This window comes from Pseudundibacterium arcticum (assembly GCF_042646465.1).
Lineage (GTDB): Bacteria > Pseudomonadota > Gammaproteobacteria > Burkholderiales > Burkholderiaceae_D > Undibacterium_A > Undibacterium_A arcticum.
The window spans coordinates 62776-82359 of the sequence record NZ_JBHRTP010000048.1 but is presented as its reverse complement, the minus strand read 5'-3'; the positions used below and the strand labels follow the sequence as shown (position 1 = coordinate 82359).

At 57.2% G+C, this 19584-nt stretch carries 14 protein-coding genes, 3 tRNA genes and 1 pseudogene; 13 read left to right on the top strand and 5 right to left on the bottom strand.

Going from position 1 to position 19584, the window contains the following annotated elements; translation table 11 throughout:
- Positions 1-1869: a thiamine pyrophosphate-binding protein gene (locus ACFOFO_RS15405; RefSeq protein WP_390331936.1), complete on the bottom strand. Its 1869-nt coding sequence runs from the start codon at positions 1867-1869 to the stop codon at positions 1-3.
- Between the two features lie 702 nt (positions 1870-2571).
- Between ACFOFO_RS15405 and ACFOFO_RS15400 the strand changes: the two are divergent.
- Positions 2572-3835, top strand: a pseudogene (locus ACFOFO_RS15400) (glutamine synthetase family protein).
- A gap of 326 nt (positions 3836-4161) precedes the next feature.
- On the opposite strand, the gene ACFOFO_RS15395 reads toward ACFOFO_RS15400, so the two are convergent.
- Positions 4162-4246: transfer RNA gene (locus tag ACFOFO_RS15395), tRNA-Leu, on the bottom strand.
- 247 nt (positions 4247-4493) lie between these two features.
- Between ACFOFO_RS15395 and rnr the strand changes: the two genes are divergently transcribed.
- The 4 genes from rnr to ACFOFO_RS15375 all read left to right on the top strand — a co-directional run bounded on the left by rnr (position 4494) and on the right by ACFOFO_RS15375 (position 9439).
- Positions 4494-6983 (top strand): ribonuclease R, encoded by a 2490-nt coding sequence (gene rnr / locus ACFOFO_RS15390; RefSeq protein ID WP_390331935.1) that lies wholly within the window; start codon positions 4494-4496, stop codon positions 6981-6983.
- 3 nt (positions 6984-6986) lie between these two features.
- Positions 6987-7727 carry a 23S rRNA (guanosine(2251)-2'-O)-methyltransferase RlmB gene (gene rlmB / locus ACFOFO_RS15385; protein WP_390324103.1) on the top strand — a complete coding sequence of 247 codons (741 nt, stop codon included), beginning with the start codon at positions 6987-6989 and terminating at the stop codon, positions 7725-7727.
- 205 nt (positions 7728-7932) lie between these two features.
- Positions 7933-8682 (top strand): serine O-acetyltransferase, encoded by a 750-nt coding sequence (gene cysE, locus ACFOFO_RS15380; protein ID WP_390324105.1) that lies wholly within the window; start codon positions 7933-7935, stop codon positions 8680-8682.
- 43 nt (positions 8683-8725) lie between these two features.
- Positions 8726-9439 (top strand): YceH family protein, encoded by a 714-nt coding sequence (locus tag ACFOFO_RS15375; protein WP_390331933.1) that lies wholly within the window; start codon positions 8726-8728, stop codon positions 9437-9439.
- A gap of 174 nt (positions 9440-9613) precedes the next feature.
- On the opposite strand, the gene ACFOFO_RS15370 is transcribed toward ACFOFO_RS15375, so the two are convergent.
- The 3 genes from ACFOFO_RS15370 to ACFOFO_RS15360 all read right to left on the bottom strand — a co-directional run bounded on the left by ACFOFO_RS15370 (position 9614) and on the right by ACFOFO_RS15360 (position 11713).
- A complete protein-coding gene (locus ACFOFO_RS15370) occupies positions 9614-10402 on the bottom strand; it encodes a UDP-2,3-diacylglucosamine diphosphatase (RefSeq protein ID WP_390331932.1) in 789 nt (262 codons plus the stop codon).
- 102 nt (positions 10403-10504) lie between these two features.
- Positions 10505-10993: a peptidylprolyl isomerase gene (locus ACFOFO_RS15365; protein ID WP_390324109.1), complete on the bottom strand. Its 489-nt coding sequence runs from the start codon at positions 10991-10993 to the stop codon at positions 10505-10507.
- Positions 10994-11122: 129 nt separating this feature from the next.
- Positions 11123-11713 (bottom strand): peptidylprolyl isomerase, encoded by a 591-nt coding sequence (locus tag ACFOFO_RS15360; protein WP_390331930.1) that lies wholly within the window; start codon positions 11711-11713, stop codon positions 11123-11125.
- Positions 11714-12114: 401 nt separating this feature from the next.
- Here ACFOFO_RS15360 and cysS point away from each other — a divergent pair, with 401 nt between their 5' ends.
- The 8 genes from cysS (at position 12115) to ACFOFO_RS15320 (ending at position 19568) form a co-directional block, all read left to right on the top strand.
- Positions 12115-13503: a cysteine--tRNA ligase gene (gene cysS, locus ACFOFO_RS15355; protein WP_390331929.1), complete on the top strand. Its 1389-nt coding sequence runs from the start codon at positions 12115-12117 to the stop codon at positions 13501-13503.
- Positions 13500-14147, top strand: coding sequence for a DNA-3-methyladenine glycosylase family protein (locus ACFOFO_RS15350; RefSeq protein ID WP_390324112.1), 648 nt, complete (start codon positions 13500-13502; stop codon positions 14145-14147). The genes cysS and ACFOFO_RS15350 overlap by 4 nt, the downstream gene beginning before the upstream one ends.
- A 51-nt stretch (positions 14148-14198) precedes the next feature.
- Complete coding sequence (locus ACFOFO_RS15345) at positions 14199-15173, top strand: acetyl-CoA carboxylase carboxyltransferase subunit alpha (RefSeq protein ID WP_390324116.1); 975 nt, start codon at positions 14199-14201, stop codon at positions 15171-15173.
- Positions 15174-15285: 112 nt separating this feature from the next.
- Positions 15286-16746: a tRNA lysidine(34) synthetase TilS gene (gene tilS / locus ACFOFO_RS15340; RefSeq protein WP_390324119.1), complete on the top strand. Its 1461-nt coding sequence runs from the start codon at positions 15286-15288 to the stop codon at positions 16744-16746.
- Between the two features lie 320 nt (positions 16747-17066).
- Complete coding sequence (locus ACFOFO_RS15335; protein ID WP_390324121.1) at positions 17067-18317, top strand: aspartate kinase; 1251 nt, start codon at positions 17067-17069, stop codon at positions 18315-18317.
- 144 nt (positions 18318-18461) lie between these two features.
- Positions 18462-18555: transfer RNA gene (locus tag ACFOFO_RS15330), tRNA-Ser, on the top strand.
- Between the two features lie 182 nt (positions 18556-18737).
- Positions 18738-18814: transfer RNA gene (locus ACFOFO_RS15325), tRNA-Arg, on the top strand.
- A 364-nt stretch (positions 18815-19178) separates the two neighbouring features.
- Positions 19179-19568, top strand: coding sequence for an ATP-binding protein (locus ACFOFO_RS15320; RefSeq protein WP_390324123.1), 390 nt, complete (start codon positions 19179-19181; stop codon positions 19566-19568).
- Positions 19569-19584: the final 16 nt, after the last annotated feature.

Below are 19584 nucleotides of genomic sequence, written 5' to 3'. Positions count from 1 at the left end.
TTATAGGCCGCCGGCCAAAACGCGCATACGAACATTCATGGGGGGCACCTCGTCGCGATCGATGAGTACGTCCAGCAGCGTCGGGCCTTGGCGCGCGCATATGGCAGAGATATCCAGCTTGAGCAGATCTTCTGGCGAACGGATGGTATGGCCTTCGGCGCCCATGGCCCGGGCCATGGCGGCGAAATCGGTGGGGGGTAGATCGCAGCCGATCTGTTCGGCTTTCGCGAGCCGCTGGCCGTGCTTGACCATTCCCAGGGCCTGGTCGTTGAGGATGACGAAGATGACGGATAGCTTTTCGGCCACTGCTACCGAGATTTCCTGGCCATTCATCAGAAAGCTGCCGTCGCCGGTAATGCACACCACCGGTAGCTTCGGATTGGCTGCCGCAGTACCGATGGCGCCGCCGATGGCCCATCCCATCGGGGCAAAGTTCATGGTGACCCGCAGCCACCCGCCCTCGGTCTTGCGTCGACCGGGCGGGCGCTTAGTCCCGCCTGCGTGCCGTCTTTCGCTGATGCGTCGGTCTATGTTGGGCTGCAAGTAGTGGATGGCCCAGGTAGTGCTGTCGCCGGTATCGGCCAGGAAGCGGGTGGTGGGGGGGAATAGCCGACCCAATTCGTACATCAGCCGTTGCGGCAGGATCGGCGTCGCATTGCTCTCGGCCTTGTCGGGGGCGGCCAGCATGTTGTCCGGTTTCCGGTGGGCGCCATGCTCCTGATGCGCGCTGCGCCGCTGCTGCGCAGGCTCGATATGGCCGCTCTGCCTAGCTTCGTGTAACTGCTGGACGAGTCGGGTGAAGATCGTCTGGATGCGACCGCGCATGTGAAAACGCGCCATCGGCGTGCGGGTCAGGTGCTCTTCCGATTCGTCGATATGTACCAGCCGTGCATTCAACAGACTGTCGCTCCAGCCGCCGCTGTTCCATTCACCCATGCCGGTGCCGACGGCAACGATCAAATCCACCGACTTATCCCGCAGCACGGCCTCGGCCGAGGCATGACCACCGAAGCCGAAAACGCCGCGAAACAGCGGGTGATGCGGGTTGACCAGGCCTTTGCCATCTGGGGTGGTGACCACCATGGCCCCGCTCATTTCGGCGAATTGGAGTATGGAACCGATGGCCTCGCCACAACATACGCCTATCAGGAAAACCACATTTTCGGCCTCGGCCAGCATGTGACGCAGCGTTTGAAGCGCATCGTCGTCCACCAGGGCGGATGGCTTCAGAAGAGAACACAAGTCGTAGGCAGGGGCTGGCAGTGGATTCGGACTGCGGAATACATCCACCGGAATGCTCAGGTGCGCCGGCCCCATGGGAGTACGGGTGGCTAGTTGTAATGCGGTAATGAGTTTGTGTTCAAACTGCGCCGGATGGGATACCAGCGAGTTGTAGCGGGTGCAGTGCTGCAGCATGCCCAGGGTATTGATTCCGGTGCAGGCGGATTCCTGCAGCGGATTCTTGCCGAAAGTAGGCAAGGCCGGCTGACCGGTGATGACCAGCATCGGGATATTGTTGTCGTAAGCGCAGGCGACACCGGTGATCAGATTGGTGATGCCGGGGCCGGAGGTGGAGCAGCAGACCCCGATCTTGCCGGTTTCGCGCGCATAACCGTCGGCCATGAAGGCGGCTCCTGCCTCGTGGCGCGCCAGGATGTGGCGTACACCGCCCCTGCGGCTGCTTCGGGCGATGGCATTGAACAGGGGCTCGATGGCACCGCCGGGAATGCCGAACACGTATTCGATCTCCATCTGTTCCAGATAGGCCAGCAGCAGATCCGCTATTTCTATCGGCTGCTCGGGAGTCCATTCCGGACTGTTTTTCTTTCTTTCCGTATTGTCATGCGCCAGAAAAATTTCAGTAGTCATATCGCCGCCTCTTCGGTAATGGAAAGATGGCGTCGATCGATTGGCGAGCATCCGGTTCAGGCATAGTCGGGCCGATCAATAGGCTGATTATTGCTGCTGTGCGATCCTATTGTATCCATCTCTGAAATAATTGCCACCTGGATTTAGTCAGCCGGATAATCCTGCAACAGCGTGCCGAAGCCCCTCTAGGGAGTGTGGTTGTTTAAATTTCCACTTTGGCATCGATCCCGTTTTGGATGGGGGGCGTCCATCCCATTGCTTATATAGTTCCATCGATTGCGAAGCACTACACCAGCCCTTGGCACGAGAGCACTTGCGCCACCGCGTTGTCGGCTGACAGCATTAGCGTTAGGATAAAAGCGGACATCACGCAGCGGATTCCGGATAGGGGCTTGGCTTCTCGCTCATTTGCTAAAACTAATGGGAGTATATCGAGTATCTCAGCTTTTTTAGTGCGGAAATGTAATTTTTCTGAGGGAGTATATGCAGGCGTGCAAAACAGACGCCTGGCGCGATTCTGCCGCAGCGATGAGCTGCAGATCGGGCCCACGATAGCCAATACCATCGCTCTGCAAAGGGATACTGAAAAACAGCACTGCGTTAGATGGGAAAGTGCCGATAAGAACAGGAATCTTAGGAATTACAGAAAACCCAGAAGGGGAGGGCGATATGTCATGACGGGACAATTTTTCGTATAACGATATGGGCCTGTGGCTCAACGAGAGGCGAGTCACCGAAATCGAATGCCTGGTGCCTGACCTGACCGGCGTCGCCCGCGGCAAGATCTTGCCGCGCGCCAAATTCACCGAAGAGCGCGGCATGCGCATCCCGGAAGCGGTGCTCGGCATGACCGTGACCGGGAATTTCCCGACCGGCGATGCAGCCTACGAGCGCGCCATCTCGGCGATTGACCGCGACATGGTGCTGCGCGCCGATCCCGGCACGATTACGCTGGTGCCGTGGGCAGTCGACCCGACTGCCCAAGTGATCCACGACTGCTATTTCTCCGACGGCGCGCTGGTCGATTTTGCGCCGCGTTCGGTGCTGCGGCGGGTGCTCGGGCTGTATGCCGAGCGGGGATGGTCGCCGATCGTCGCTCCGGAACTGGAGTTCTACCTGACTGCGAAAAATACCGATCCCGACTTGCCCTTGATACCGCCGATCGGGCGCAGCGGCAGGTCGGAAACCATCCGTCAGGTTTACAGCATCGATGCGGTCAACGAGTTCGACCCGCTGTTCGAGGATATCTACGATTATTGCGAATTGATGCAGCTCGACGTCGATACGTTGATTCACGAAGTCGGCGCCGGCCAGATGGAGATCAATTTCCTGCATGGCGAACCGCTGGGGCTGGCGGATCGGGTGTTTTACTTCAAGCGAACGCTGCGTGAAGCGGCCATGCGGCATGAGATGTATGCGACGTTCATGGCCAAACCGATGGCGGAGGAACCCGGCTCGGCGATGCATATCCATCAAAGCGTGCTCGATACGAAGACTGGACAGAATATTTTCAGCAACGCCGACGGCACAGCCAGCCAGGCGTTCTCGCATTACATCGGGGGCCTGCAGCGCTATATGCCCGCCGCGATGGCGATCGTGGCGCCGTACGTCAATTCGTATCGGCGCATCGTGCGCCATACCGCGGCACCGATCAATATCCAGTGGGGTATCGACAACCGTACGGTCGGATTTCGGGTGCCGATCACCGGGCCGGAGGACAGACGCATCGAAAACCGCGTGGTCGGCGCCGACGCCAATGACGGTCGATAGCGCGTACGACCTTGACTATGAGCTGCCGCAGAGTCTGTCGGAAGCCTTGCAGGGATTGCGTCAGGAAAACAGATTGCGCGCGGTGCTCGGTGAGCGTTTCGTCGACGTCTATGCCGCGATCAAGGATACCGAGTACGACGAGTTCATGAAAGTCATCAGTCCGTGGGAGCGCGAGCATCTGCTGCTGCATGTCTGAGTGGAATCGATGGCCGCCCGCCAGCCGTCGTTGCCACGCACCGGCACAGAATCGGATCCTGTCCGCCAATCCCAGTGCCCATGTCAATCAGCACGCCGAATCGATAGCGCCATCGTCTTGCGACTGGATGCTGCGCATTACCTGCACCCATTCGACTCCGCTTCAGCGCATCAAGTTGGTGGGGCAGGTCGGAGCGCGGATACGTTCGGCGTCCAAAAACAAAAAACCCGCATCTCGAATTGAGTCATGCGGGTCAGTTGATTTCTAGCCGATTACTTCAGATTGCAAATCATGCGCAATAAACCTGCCAGATTTTTGAAAAACTTTGGTGCCCACGGAGGGACTCGAACCCCCACACCCAAAGGCACATGGACCTGAACCATGCGCGTCTACCAATTCCGCCACGTGGGCACTGCTGTACTTCTGATACTATAAGCACTTTTCAACCGGCCTTAAAACTCGACCTTCAGAAGTTTTGAAGCCGTTTGTGTTGCTTATTTGTTTTCGCTAATTGCCGCGAAAGAACAAAATTATAGCGGAAAAATTCTGGAAGTCAAACAACAAATTCGTACTCCCCGTAAAAAATTGCTGCGTTAGGAAAACAGGACACTCTCCGTTACACTAAGCCGCATTAATAATAACTCACTTAAACAGCCTTTTGAGCCAATACTCCTACACCATTCCCAGCCGCGAGGATATTCTCGGCATACTGCGCACTGCGACTACCCAGCACAATGCGGACTCCATCGCAGCCGAGCTCGACGTCAAACCGGAAGAAATGGATGGCCTGATGCGCCGTCTGAACGCGATGGAGCGCGACGGTCAGATCAAGCCCGATAATTCCGGCCGCTATCAGCTTGCGAATCTATCCAGCTTCATCCTCGGCCGCGTCAGCAGCCACCGCGATGGTTACGGCTTCCTGATCCCGGACGATGCCGGCGACGATGTATTCCTGCCGGAAAAAGAGATGCAAAAAGTCCTGCACGGCGATCGCGTGCAGGCGCGTATCATCGGCACCGATCGTCGCGGCCGGCCCGAGGGCACGATCGTCGAGGTTGTCAGCCGTGCCAACACCCATGTGATTGGCCGTTTGCTCAATGAAAACGGGGTGTGGGTGGTGGCACCGGAAGACCAGCGCATCAGCCAGGACATTCTGCTAGCCGGGTCGCCCGGCAAGGCCAAGGCCGGCCAGATCGTCAGCGTGCAACTGATTGAGCAGCCGTCGCGCTTCACCCAACCGGTCGGCAAGATCGTCGAGGTGCTGGGTGAAATAGATGATCCCGGCATGGAGATCGAAATCGCGGTCCGCAAGTTCGGCGTGCCACACGAGTTTTCCGAAGCGGCAAAAAAATTGGCAGCCAAATTGCCAGCCGAAGTGCGCGACAGCGACCTGGACGACCGGGTCGACCTGCGCGACGTGCCGCTGGTCACCATCGACGGCGAAGACGCGCGCGACTTCGACGATGCAGTATATTGCGAGCCGATCAAGATCGGCCGTGCCGATGGCTTCCGTCTGATCGTCGCGATTGCCGATGTCAGCCATTATGTCAAGCCGAACGATGCGCTCGATGCCGATGCGCTGGAACGCAGCACTTCGGTCTATTTCCCGCGACGCGTGATCCCGATGCTGCCGGAGAAACTGTCGAACGGACTGTGTTCTCTCAACCCCGACGTTGATCGACTGACACTGGTGTGCGATGCAGTGGTCACCGCAAAAGGCGAGGTCAAGGCCTACCAGTTTTATCCGGCCGTGATTCATTCTGCCGCGCGCCTGACGTATACCGAAGTGGCCGATATTCTCGGTAACACCAAGGGGCCAGAAGCGGCCCGGCGCCCGGGGCTGGTGCCGCATCTGCTGAATCTGTACGCGTTGTACCGTGCCTTGCATCAAGCGCGGCAACTGCGCGGCGCGATCGACTTTGAGACCACCGAAACCTATATCGTCTGCAACCCCAATGGCAAGATTGAAAAAATCCTGCCGCGCACCCGCAATGACGCGCACAAGCTGATCGAGGAATGCATGCTGGCCGCCAATGTCTGTGCGGCCGACCTGCTGCAGCGTCACAAGCACCCAGGTACCTACCGGATCCATGCCGCGCCGACCAAGGAAAAGCTGACCCAGGTAAGGACTTTCCTCAAGCAAGTGGCCTTGCATCTGGGTGGCGGTGACAGTCCGGCGGCGTCCGATTACGCCGAATTGATGAACAAGATCAAGGCGCGTCCGGATGCCGCCTTGCTGCAAACCATGCTGTTGCGTTCGATGCAGCAGGCGGTCTACAGTCCAGACAATATCGGCCACTTTGGCCTCGCGTATGAGGCTTACGCCCATTTCACCAGCCCGATCCGGCGCTATCCCGACCTGCTGACGCATCGTGCGATCAAGGCGATTTTGCAAGGCAAGCGCTATGAGCCGAAGGGAATCGACAGCTCCAAACTGAACACCACGATTTCGAACGCCATTCGCAAACAGCAGCAGAAAGACAAGACCGAGGGCAAGCAGAAGCCGGTGGACAGCTTGACGATCTGGGATGCGTTGGGGGTGCACTGTTCGGCCAACGAGCGTCGGGCCGATGAGGCCTCGCGCGACGTCGAGGCCTGGCTGAAGTGCTATTTCATCCGCGACAAACTCGGCGAGCAATTTTCCGGCACGATTTCCGGCGTCACCAGCTTCGGCATATTTGTGACGTTAGATGAGCTGTTCATCGAAGGACTGGTGCACGTGACCGAATTGGGTGCCGATTACTTCCAGTACGACGACGCGCGCCACGAACTGCGCGCCGAGCGCACCGGCAAGCGTTATCAACTGACCGACCGGGTCACGGTGCAGGTGAGCCGTGTCGATCTGGAAGCGCGCAAGATCGACTTGCGATTGGTGACCGAAGACGGCTTGGCGATACCCGGCAAAACCGCAGCGAAGAAAGACGGTCGAGCAGCCGATTCCGGCACCGCGCACAAAGCGCATGACAAGGCCAGCGTCAAAGGTGCAAAACAGGACATGAACCGGGCACAGCCAGCCAAGGCGGCCAAGAGCATCAAGGTGAACAAGACCAGATCGGCCGCAAGAACGGCAAAAACGACCAGCACGGTCGGATCTGCCAAGACCGGCGCATCCAAATCCTTTACAAAATCCGGCATGAAGAAACGATAGAACATGAAGAGCAAAATGATTTTCGGCTTTCACGCGGTGACCGCGCGTCTGCGTCACGACGCGTCGTCGATTGAAGAAATTTATGTCGACGCAGGACGCGTCGACCGTCGCATGCAGGATCTGCTGCACGCCGCCAAGGCGGCCAATGTCAGGGTGATTTCGGTGGACGACCAGCGCTTGGATCGCATCGTCGGCACCCGTCGTCATCAAGGCGTGATTGCGCTGGCCGGTGAAATATCGCTGGCACGCAATCTGGACGAACTGCTGGACGGTATCGACGGTCCGCCGCTATTGCTGGTACTCGACGGCATCACCGATCCGCACAATCTGGGCGCCTGCCTGCGGGTTGCCGACGGTGCCGGCGCGCACGCCGTGATCGTGCCGAAAGACCGCGCAGTTGGCCTGAATGCGACGGCCGCCAAGGTTGCCAGCGGCGCTGCCGAATCGGTGCCTTACATTACGGTCACCAATCTGGCGCGGACCCTGCGTGAACTGAAGGAGCGCGAGATCCTGCTGATCGGTACCACCGATGATGTCGAGACCAGCCTGTACCAGGCCGATTTCACCGGCCCAGCGGCATTGGTGATGGGCTCGGAAGGCGAGGGCATGCGCCGCCTGACACGAGAAACCTGCGATGTCCTGATCAGTATCCCGATGTTCGGCGCGGTGGAAAGCCTGAACGTGTCGGTCGCATCCGGCGTCTGCCTGTTCGAGGCACGCCGCCAGCGGCTCGTCGCGACCTGATTCGGCAGATGTCGCCCCGGCGGCTTGCCTGCCGGGTCTGCGCTTGCCGCTGTCACCGCTCGCCACTCCGACTGACGCGCCAAGCCAGGCCGGGCGGCAGATTCAATCAGATTCATTGATCCGGATCACACCGCCCTGTTCCACGCAAGCAAAGTTGGCATGAAAACGCTACCATTGTGCCTCCCGGCAACCATCTCTTTCTCCCATGTTCCAGCATATTCGCGAAGACATCGCCAACATCATTGAGCGCGATCCGGCCGCCCGTACGGCCTTTGAAGTGCTGACTTGTTATCCCGGCCTGCATGCGATCGTGATGCATGGTTGGTCCCACTGGTGTTGGACCCATGGCATGAAATGGCTGGGCCGCTTTATCTCACAACTGGCGCGGCTGTTCACCGCGATCGAGATTCACCCGGGCGCCGTAATCGGCCGACGTGTGTTCATCGATCACGGGTTTGGTGTGGTGATCGGCGAGACTGCCGAGATTGGCGACGACTGCACCATTTATCAGGGTGTCACACTGGGTGGCACCTCGCTCAACAAGGGCGCCAAACGGCATCCGACCCTGGCGCGCGGCGTGATTATTGGCGCTGGTGCCAAGGTGTTGGGCGGCTTTACCGTCGGCGAAAACGCCAAGATCGGCTCGAATGCGGTAGTGGTCAAGGAAGTGCCGCCCGGCGCCACCGCGGTCGGCAATCCGGCCCGCATCGTGCCGAAGGAAGCCCACAATGCACGCGACGATGCCAAGGCACGCATGTTTGCCGCCTATGGCGTGACGCCGAATGGCGACGATCCGTTGTCGAAGGCACTGCACGGTCTGATCGATCATGCGGCGACCCAGGAGCACCAGATCGAATGCATTACCGCGGCACTGAAGGGCGCCGGTATCGGCTGCGAAAACCTGCTGCAAACTGACAAATTCGACCCCGATCAGCTCAATAAACTGGTTGGCTGATGGCCGATAAGAATTCGCCAGAAACCCGACAAGAGTCTGACAAATGAATACAGAATCGAGCACCGCCAGCGTTGATAACGGCAATCCGGGCGATGGAGCAATGCTCGATCCATTCGAAATCCGGGTCTTGGCGGTGCTGGCGGAAAAAGAGGTGCTGACGCCCGACAATTACCCGTTGTCGTTGAACGCGCTGGTCAATGGCTGCAACCAATTGTCCAGCCGCGATCCGGTAATGTCCATGTCGGAGCAAACGGTGCTCGATGTGCTACAGCGGCTGATTGGACAGAAATTCGTGCACCAGGTGAATCAGGCCGGCGCCCGGGTCGTCAAATACGAACACCGGATGCGTGTCAAGTGGTCGCTGGAACAGCACAAACTGGCGGTCCTGACCATGCTGATGCTGCGCGGCATGCAAACAGCGGGCGAGCTGCGAACCCGGTGCCAGCGAATCCACGATTTTGCCGACGTGGCACAGGTGGAGGAGGTGCTGGAATTTCTGATCGATAAATTCCCGCCGCTGGTGGCGCGGCTGGCGCGCGCGCCCGGTACCAAGGAGGCGCGCTATGCGCATTTATTGTCCGGAGAAGAGGCATTGCAGCGGCAGCAAATCGCGGCCGGCTTCAGTTCCAGCGCGCTTGTTGCGGAACCGCCGGCAAGCGACCGGATCGCGCAACTCGAGCAGGAAGTTACCCGGCTGCGGACCGAGCTTGACAGCCTGACGCAACAATTCGAGATATTCAAAAAACAGTTTGATTGATGACAGCTTGATAGAAGCAAGCGTTCGTTCGGACGATCCTTGGGCAAAATAATACTGGGCGGTGTATTTTATGCTACCGCAATACAACCAAGGTCTACCGATAGTATTTTTTCCTATACTCCCGCAAAAAGACTATTTTGTCGGGAGGAACACTGGCGTCACTCACCACGCACTTCAGGCCAGTGCGGTCCCGTCCACATCGTGGCGGCTGATCTTTCCGGCATGGTCCAGCGCGATCCAGCCGCCTCGTACCGGCTCATTGTCACAGTCCCAGTCCGGCAACACATAGCGCGTCCGGTCGCCACCAGCGTGCGGGTAGACATGACGGGCCGGCCGATGCGTGTGACCGTGGATCATGATGGCGCTGGCGCTGGCATCGAACAACGCCGCGATCGCGTCGCGATTGACGTCCATGATCTCGTACGACTTGCTGCGCTGCTGCTCGCGGCTTTCGCTGCGCATGCCCTCGATGATGGCCTTGCGCTGTGCCAGTGGCTTTGCCAGAAACTGCTGCTGCCAACCCGGTTGCCGCACCTGCGCCCGAAACGCCATGTATGACAGGTCGTCGGTGCATTGGGCATCGCCATGTACCAGAATGATTTTTTGTCCCGCGATGTCGGCAATGAACGGTTCCGGCAGGCGTGTGGCACCGGTGGCTTGGGAAAATGTGTCGCTGGTCAGGAAATCGCGATTCCCAGGAATCCAGAACACCGCAACACCGGCCTTGCTGACCCGCTGAATGGCGTCGACGACGTGCTGATTGAACGGGGTCGGAATGTCATCGTCGCCGGCCCAATACTCGAACAGGTCACCGAGCAGATAAAGCTGTTGCGTCTTCATTGCATGGCCACCCAAAAACGCGAGGAAAGCCTCGGCGGTTTTGGGCTGCGACGGTTTCAAATGCAGATCGGAAATAAAAAGCGCAACCGTTTCAGGTTGCGCTGTGCTGGTGGCAGATTGCATCGTCAGCATCGTCCTATGTGCAGGGTTACCGGCGTCGCGGATGGCGCAGCGACGATAGGAGAAGATGAAGAAGATGCAGCGAACAGGCGGACGCGCATTTTGTCAGACGATTTCAGCTTTTTCGATGACGACATTGTCAACCGGGACGTCGGCGAACATGCCGGTGCGCGTCGTTTTCACCGCGCGGATCTTGTCGACCACGTCCATCCCTTCAACCACCTTGCCGAAGACGCAGTAACCCCAGCCATCCTGGCCCGGATAATCGAGGAAGCTGTTGTCCTTGATGTTGATGAAGAACTGGGCCGACGCCGAGTGCGGATCCGAGGTGCGGGCCATGGCGAGCGTATATGGCGTATTTTTGAGGCCGTTCTTGGCTTCGTTTTCGACCGGTGCGTTGGTCGGCTTTTGTTTCATGCCGGGCTCGAAACCACCACCCTGGATCATGAAGCCGTCAATGACACGGTGGAAAATGGTGCCGTCATAGTGGCCGGACTTGACGTAGGCGAGGAAGTTATCGACGGTCTTTGGCGCCTTGTCAGCGTCCAGGTCGATCTTGATGTTGCCGTGATTGGTGGTGAGGAGAACAGCCATGAGTTTCCTTGGTGGTGATGTTTAATAATTATGTAGCAATAATCTAATAATAATTCGGGCCATCCATGATCGACCGAATGCGTCTCCGATCATGAGGTCCGAATTTACGCCCGAATGATGGGCGACATTTTATTTGACGATGGAGGCAGATTCAATCACGACCGGTTTGACCGGCACGTTCTGATGGAGCGGGCCGTTCGCGGTGGGAACCTGCTTGATCTTGTCAACCACATCCATGCCTTCGATCACCTTGCCGAATACCGCATAACCCCAGCCATCACGGCCCGGATAATCGAGCATCGAATTGTTCTGCACATTGATGAAAAATTGCGCGGTGGCCGAATGCGGGTCCGCCGTACGTGCCATTGCCAGTGTATAGGTCTCGTTTTTCAGGCCGTTCTTGGCTTCATTCTCGATCGGTTTGTCGGTCGATTTTTCTTTCATGTTCTTGTCGAGGCCGCCGCCCTGGATCATGAAGTTGCCGATCACCCGGTGGAAAATCGTGCCGTTATATTGGCCCTTCTTCACATAGCGCAGGAAATTCTCGACGCTTTTCGGTGCCTTTTCCGGGTACAACTCCAGCTTGATATCACCCATATTGGTTTTCAGCAAAACCCGCGCTTCGTCCGCGGCATGTGCAAGTACGGCCGAGCCTGCAAGAGTCAAGCCAGACAGCAAAGTGATCAGACTAATAAAACGGCGGCGAGTCGTGTATTGCATTGTGGCTCCTCAATGATTGATTTCAGATGATATTTTGTCGGTCTTCGTTTTTACCAAGACACCCAAATCGGCGCAGAGCGAAGGCTGGCGCCAGCGGCTCAGAACCGAAATGAATGCTTATGCGGTGGTCATGTTTTTGCCGTTGCCGCCAGCGCACCAGACTCAGCAGCGCCAGCGTACCGATTAAATTCCGGTCCGACCGCGGTTCAAATAACGCCCATGTGTGGGAAACTTGGGTTTCATCAATGTTATACTTTGACCGAAGCCCCATTCTATCAAATTAGCATTAACCAAGAAGCATTTGGCGGCTACGGTATACAGACCAACGCGCTCCCTTCCAGGAGCGCGCTATTTTTTTGTTCTTGATGTAGCGAAGACCGAGCTGACACTGACGATCATCCATGAGCAATTTAAAGATTTACAACACGCTGGCGCGCGAAAAACAGGTATTTACCCCAATTCAGCCGGGTAAGGTCAGCATGTACGTCTGCGGCATGACGATTTATGATTATTGCCACGTCGGCCACGCGCGCATGATGATGGCGTTCGACGTCGTCTATCGCTGGCTGAAGGCGTCCGGTTATCAAGTCAACTACGTGCGCAACATCACCGATATCGACGACAAGATCATCCGCCGCGCGGTCGAAAACGGCGAGACCATCGGTCAGCTGACCTCGCGCTTTACCCGCTACATGCACGAAGATATCGGTGCGCTGGGTATATTGCCACCCGACCATGAGCCGCGCGCTACCGAGTATGTGCCGCAAATGCTGCAGCTGATCGAAAAGCTTGAAAAGAACGGCCTGGCCTACAAGGCGGACGACGGCGACGTCAACTTCTCGGTGCGCGACTTTCCGGGTTACGGCAAGCTGTCCGGAAAATCGCTGGACGACCTGCGCGCCGGTGAACGGATTGACGTCAATACCGACAAGCGTGATCCGCTCGATTTCGTGCTGTGGAAGTCGTCGAAAGTATCCGAGCCGGACGAAGTGAAATGGCCATCCAAATGGGGTAGTGGCCGTCCGGGCTGGCATATCGAATGCTCGGCGATGTCCTGCGAATTGCTGGGGGAGCGCTTCGATATACACGGCGGCGGCGCGGACCTGCAGTTTCCGCATCATGAAAATGAAATCGCGCAGACCGAAGGTGCGCTACAGCATCCTTTCGTCAATTACTGGATCCACAACGGCTTCGTGAGGCTGGATAACGAAAAAATGTCTAAGTCGCTAGGCAATTTTTTCACGATCCGCGACGTGCTGAAAAAATTCGATGCCGAGGTGGTGCGCTTCTTCATCCTGCGCGCCCATTACCGCAGTCCGCTCAACTATTCCGACGCGCATCTGGACGACGCCAAGGCGGCGCTGACCCGCTTGTACACGACGCTCAAGGAAGTGCCGGCAGAACATGCACCGGTCGATTGGGATGAAGCTCATGCGCAGCGCTTTGCCGAGGCGATGAACGACGACTTCAACACGCCGATCGCGATTGCGGTGCTGTTCGACCTGGCCAACGAGATCAATAAAACGAAATCGGTCGCGCTGGCACGCCAGCTCAAGGCGCTGGCCGCGACGATCGGCATCCTGGAACGGACGCCGCAACAGTTCCTGCAGGGCGCTGCAACCGGTGCGGCAGCGGGCGACCCGGACATCGAGGCGCTGATCGCGGCCCGAAGCGCGGCCAAGAGGGCGAAAAATTTTGCCGAGTCCGACCGGATTCGCGCCGCGTTGCTGACGCACGGCATCATTCTCGAAGACAAGCCCGACGGCGTCACCGAATGGCGTCGCGCATGAGCGAAGATGTTAAATTGGTCAAGTTCGGTATCCCGGAATATTGGGATCAGGCCAAGCACGAGCTGATGAAACGCGACCGCATCATGAAGAAGCTGATCCCGCAATTTGGCGATCTGCATCTGGTCGGCCGTGGCGAGCCGTTTACTACGTTGGCGCGCTCGATTATCGGTCAGCAGATTTCGGTCAAGTCTGCCGAATCCGCCTGGCAGCGGTTTTTGCTGACATGTCCGAAATGCGCCCCAGCCCAGGTACTGAAGGCAGGATCCGAGAGTCTGATCGGGTGCGGCCTGTCCAAGCGCAAGGCGGAATATATCCTCGATCTGGCAGATCATTTCAAAGCCAAACGCGTCCATCCCGACAAATGGACCGAGATGGCGGACGAGGAGGTCATTGCGGAGATGATCCAGATCCGCGGCATCGGTCGCTGGACAGCGGAGATGTTTTTGATATTTAATCTGCGTCGTCCGAATATATTGCCTTTGGACGATCTGGGATTGCTCAAGGGCATTAGTGTTAATTATTTTTCCGGAGAGCCGGTTTCACGTAGCGATGCGCGTGAAGTGTCCGCCAACTGGGAGCCTTGGCGCACCGTCGCCACCTGGTATTTGTGGCGCAGTCTGGACCCGGTACCGGTAGAATATTGAAAAAACAATGTATCTTGACCGCAGCGATGGCGGCAGTCAAAAGGAGCCAGTATGAGTAAAACAACCTTTCTCAATTTCGAGCAGCCGATAGCCGAGCTGGAATCGAAAATCGAAGAACTGCGTTTCGTGCAGGACGATTCGGCGGTCGATATCTCGGAAGAGATCGACCGGCTGGCGAAGAAGAGCCAGCAGCTGACCAAGGATCTGTATGCCAAGCTGACACCGTGGCAGGTATCGCAGATTGCGCGTCATCCGCAGCGTCCCTATACGATGGATTACGTGAACGAGATATTCACCGATTTCCATGAGTTGCACGGCGACCGCAGTTATGCGGACGATCTGTCGATCGTCGGTGGCCTGGCGCGTTTCAACGGCCAGGCTTGCATGGTGATCGGCCATCAAAAGGGGCGCGACACCAAGGAACGCGCCCTGCGCAACTTCGGCATGCCGAAGCCGGAAGGCTACCGCAAGGCCATGCGCCTGATGAAGGTGGCGGAGAAATTCGGTTTGCCGATTTTTACTTTCGTCGATACGCCCGGTGCTTTCCCCGGCATCGACGCGGAGGAGCGTGGCCAGTCGGAAGCGATCGGCCACAATCTGTATGTCATGGCCGAACTGAAGGTGCCGCTGATTGCGACCATCATCGGCGAAGGCGGTTCCGGCGGCGCGCTGGCGATTGCCGTCGGCGATGCGGTGCTGATGCTGCAATACGCGACCTATTCCGTGATCTCGCCGGAAGGTTGTGCCTCGATCCTGTGGAAGACATCGGAACGTGCCTCCGACGCTGCCGAGGCGCTCGGCCTGACTGCGCATCGGTTGAAGGCGATGGGCCTGATCGACAAGATCGTCAATGAACCGCTGGGCGGCGCGCATCGCGACACCAAACAGATGGCAGCGCTGCTCAAGCGCGCACTGGCCGATACGCTGCGTCAGTTCCAGGGCGTCAAGACCAAGGATCTGCTGGCTGCCCGTCATGAGAAATTGATGGGCTATGGCAAATTCAAGGAAATTTCGCCGTCGGAGTGATGCCGCAGAATGGGCATGAACTCGTGAGCCGAATTGGTGTGGCAAAAAACGTGATAAAAAAACGTGAAAACAAAGCTGAAAACATAGCGTGACAAATAGGCAGCAAACATCAGTGACCGAAGTCTTTGAACGCGCGCTGGGAGACATCCTGGCGCGCGTTTCACGTTCTATATCTGAAAGAACAGACGTATCCAGCCCGTCCTTTTCAGCTGTAGCGGACACCACAGCGCCGCTCCCGGGAGCAGTGTCGGACCCGGCGCAACTGGCCAGCATCGCGATCGCTTATAGCGGCGGACTGGATTCCGCCGTGCTGCTGCATCTCGCCCACCAGTATGCGATTACGCATGGCATCAGGCTGTTTGCGTTTCACGTGCATCACGGCATCAGCCCCAATGCCGATGCCTGGCGCGAACATTGCCGGCATGAGGCCGAGCAGTTGGGTATCGTGTTCGCGTCGCGCCAGATAGATCTGGCGCAAGACGACAAGAGCGGTATCGAGGAGGCCGCGCGACTGCAGCGTTACGCCGCGCTCGGCGACCTGTGCCGGATCCATGACGTATCCCTGCTGCTGACCGCGCATCATCTGGACGATCAGGCCGAAACCGTGCTGCTGCAATTGCTGCGCGGCTCGGGCGTTGCCGGGCTGTCGGGCATGGATATCGTGAATTTCGCACCGGACTTGCTGGCTAATCCTGATCTGATGATGGCAAGACCGCTGCTGACCGTGGCGCGCAACGACCTCGAAGCCGTGATGCGAGAACGACACCTCGCCACCATCGACGACGAGTCGAACCGCGATCCGCGCTATGCGCGCAATGCGCTGCGGCATAACGTGATGCCGGCGCTGGCGCAATTCTTTCCCGGTTTCCAGCAACGCTTTGCGCGCAGCGCACAGCATGCGCAATCGGCCCAGCGGCTACTGATCGAACTCGCGCAGCAGGATCTTGCTGACTGCCTGGATGGCGCCTGCCTGAACATCACCCGACTCAAACGGCTCAGCGCGGACCGCAGCTATAACTTATTGCGCTACTGGTTCGGTACGCGCGGATTGCGAATGCCATCGAGCGCATGGCTCAGCGAGTTGTGTGCACAACTGTTTGAAGCGCGCGCCGATGCACAGCTGTGCGTTACCCATCCGGATTGTCATATCCGGCGACATCAGGACCGGATATTCATTACGCCGCGACTGGATGACGACGAGCTGAATCAGGCGCCGCTGGCATTTTGCTGGGACGGCGCGCCGCAAATACATTTCGCGGCGTATCGTGGCACCCTGCATTTTGAAGCGGACCAAGAGGGCGTCAGTTCGGCCTGGTTGCGAGCGCAATCCTTGCTGATGCGCTACCGGCAGGGTGGTGAGCGGCTCAAGCTTGCAGCCAATCGACCCACCAAGAGTCTGAAATATCACTATCAGGCGTTCGATGTACCGGCGTGGGAGCGCGAGCGCTTGCCGATGGTCACAACCCAGGCCGGAGTCCTGTTATTTGCGGCCGGCATTGGCATGGATTGCCATCACCTCAGCACCGCGGCAGGCCCGCACATTCGGCTTCGCTGGCAGCCGAATTCGCTGTAATCGACCGGTGACCAGTGCGGCGTCACGCCGTTATTTTTTTGATTTTTGATGGTGTATATAATAATTGTCCGCTGTTTAATTGCGGAAATACATGATGTCTATGGGAGTATATTTTTGCTCCATAATGTGTTTACGGTTGTATCCGGTCTCCCACAAACGAGCCGAACGGCATCACCTCAGCATGCCTTGCGCCATTGATCTACCCGATCACCCTGTGCGCTACTTGTCATTTTGCGTTGCAGCATGTACAGTCAATAGCTGATTTTTCGCAAATTTTACTCATCGTCAAGTCTTTTATTTCTCAATAATTCCTCATAATCATGGCTTTAATTGTCCACAAATACGGCGGTACCTCGATGGGCTCGACCGAGCGCATCAAGAACGTCGCCCTGCGCGTCGCCAAATGGCACGACGCCGGCCATCAGATCATTGTTGTGCCGTCGGCGATGTCCGGCGAGACCAACCGCCTGATCCGCCTCGCCAAGGAAATCATGCCGGAGCCGGATCCGCGCGAACTCGATATGATTGCATCCACCGGCGAGCAGGTTTCCGTCGGTTTGCTGTCGATGGCGCTGATGGCGATCGGCAAGCAAGCCGTGTCCTATGCCGGCTGGCAGGTCGCCATCCGGACCGACTCTGCGTTTACCAAGGCGCGCATCCAGTCGATCGACGACCAGAGAGTGCGACGAGACCTCGATGCTGGCAAAATCGTCATCATCACCGGCTTTCAAGGTGTTGATGAGCACGGCAATATCGCGACCCTCGGTCGTGGTGGTTCGGACACCTCGGCAGTAGCGGTGGCCGCCGCGTTAAAAGCAGCGGAATGCCTGATCTTCACCGATGTCGATGGCGTCTATACCACCGATCCGCGCGTTGTTTCAGAAGCGCGTCGGCTGAAGACGGTGACGTTTGAAGAGATGCTGGAAATGGCGTCGCTCGGCTCCAAGGTGCTGCAAAGCCGCTCGGTCGAGTTCGCAGGCAATTACAAGGTCCCGACGCGCGTGCTGTCGTCGCTGACCGACCCCATGATGCCGCTGGAAGAAGAAGCCACTTCCGGTACATTGATTTCGTTTGAGGAAGATACACATATGGAACAAGCCGTCATTTCCGGGATCGCGTTCAATCGCGACGAGGCAAAAATTACCGTTTTGGGTGTACCTGACCGCCCAGGCATCGCCTATCAAATCCTTGGTCCGATTGCCGATGCCAATATCGAAGTCGACATGATCATCCAGAACCAGTCGGTGGAGGGCAAGACCGATTTCACCTTCACGGTGCCCCGCGGCGAATTCAACCGCTCGATGGATGTTCTGAACAATAGCGTGAAGGCCCATATCGGCGCTGCCAATATCATCGGCGACAACAAGGTATCAAAAGTGTCGGTGGTGGGCGTCGGTATGCGCAGCCACGTCGGCATCGCGTCCCAGATGTTCCGCACCTTGTCGGAAGAGGGCATCAATATCCAAATGATTTCCACCTCCGAGATCAAGATTTCGGTCCTGATCGATGAGAAATACATGGAATTGGCGGTCCGCGCGCTACACAAGGCATTTGAACTCGAAAATGCCTGATTCGGTGTCGCTGCGGCAGATCAGGTGCAATTCGTTTGGTGACGCAAAAATTTCGCTTAACGGAGATAGTTTCATTGACCAAATGCATCTGAAAAGATATTATTCTCGTCTTTGCTGAAACGGACTTGCGAGGCCGTCCAGCATGGAGACTTGGCCGAGTGGTCGAAGGCACTTCCCTGCTAAGGAAGCATATGGGCTTAAACCTGTATCGAGGGTTCGAATCCCTCAGTCTCCGCCAGTTATTGATGTTCGTGTAATTAGACGACGTCGTTGCAGTATCTGTAGCAAAGCTAGGTTTACAGCGGATGTATGGTTTGGTGAGTAAGCTGCAAGATCAACTGCAAATAATCGCCAAATTGAGCTATGTTCTTACAATAGTGCTTCCAATATAAGGTTAGATCAGCTATAATTTTGTTTTTCGCGGCTGTAGCTCAGCTGGATAGAGTACTTGGCTACGAACCAAGGGGTCGTGGGTTCGATTCCTGCCAGCCGCACCAGTAATACTAAAGACGTTAGTGAGAATACTCACTAACGTCTTTTTTTATTTCCGGCGCCGTGTCCGAGCGGTGTCCGAAAAATCTGTAACTCGTCTTTCATGTGTGCATCGTTGCGGTGCGCTACAAAAACAGTTTTCTAAGAGGATCTGTTGGCGCTGAAGCGATTTTGACCGTGCCGCAGATTTTAGCTGTCTCGTGTCCAACTTCTGAAATCCCACAAGGGGCATCGTTTGCTAAGCATGCGGATGGGCCAACGAATTCGGGTAGCCTGATCAAGTACCTGGACGCGGTTGCCAGCGCCCAGCCATTACCTTTTGTTCAAGCGTAGTAGCCACTTCCACTTGTTCGCGATAAAGCCCTGAAATTGCCCACGTTCGCCCGCGCGTGTGAGAAGGTCGGGGCCGACTGTGCTTGTAAAGGCGTGGACTTCCCACGCTATTTATTACGGTTGTGCGAACTGGAACGTATCGACTGTGAACGATGGAGCGATGCATCCGGCTGGCCAGGTTTCCTGCTTACCAAGAGTCGGGTTCCCTTCGACTTCATGGCGGTGCCGACGCTGAACAAATCTCTGGTATTGGAACTGGCACGCTGGGAATGGATTGATAAGCGCGAGAACATCATCGCGCTAGGGCCTTCGGGTGTCGGCCAGACCCATACCGCGCGCTGGCATGGTGACCGCATGTCAGAAAGGACACAGCGTCACCTTCACCACGGCTGCTGGCCTGATGCACGAACTGATAGAAGCGCGTGACGAGAAACGGCTGTGG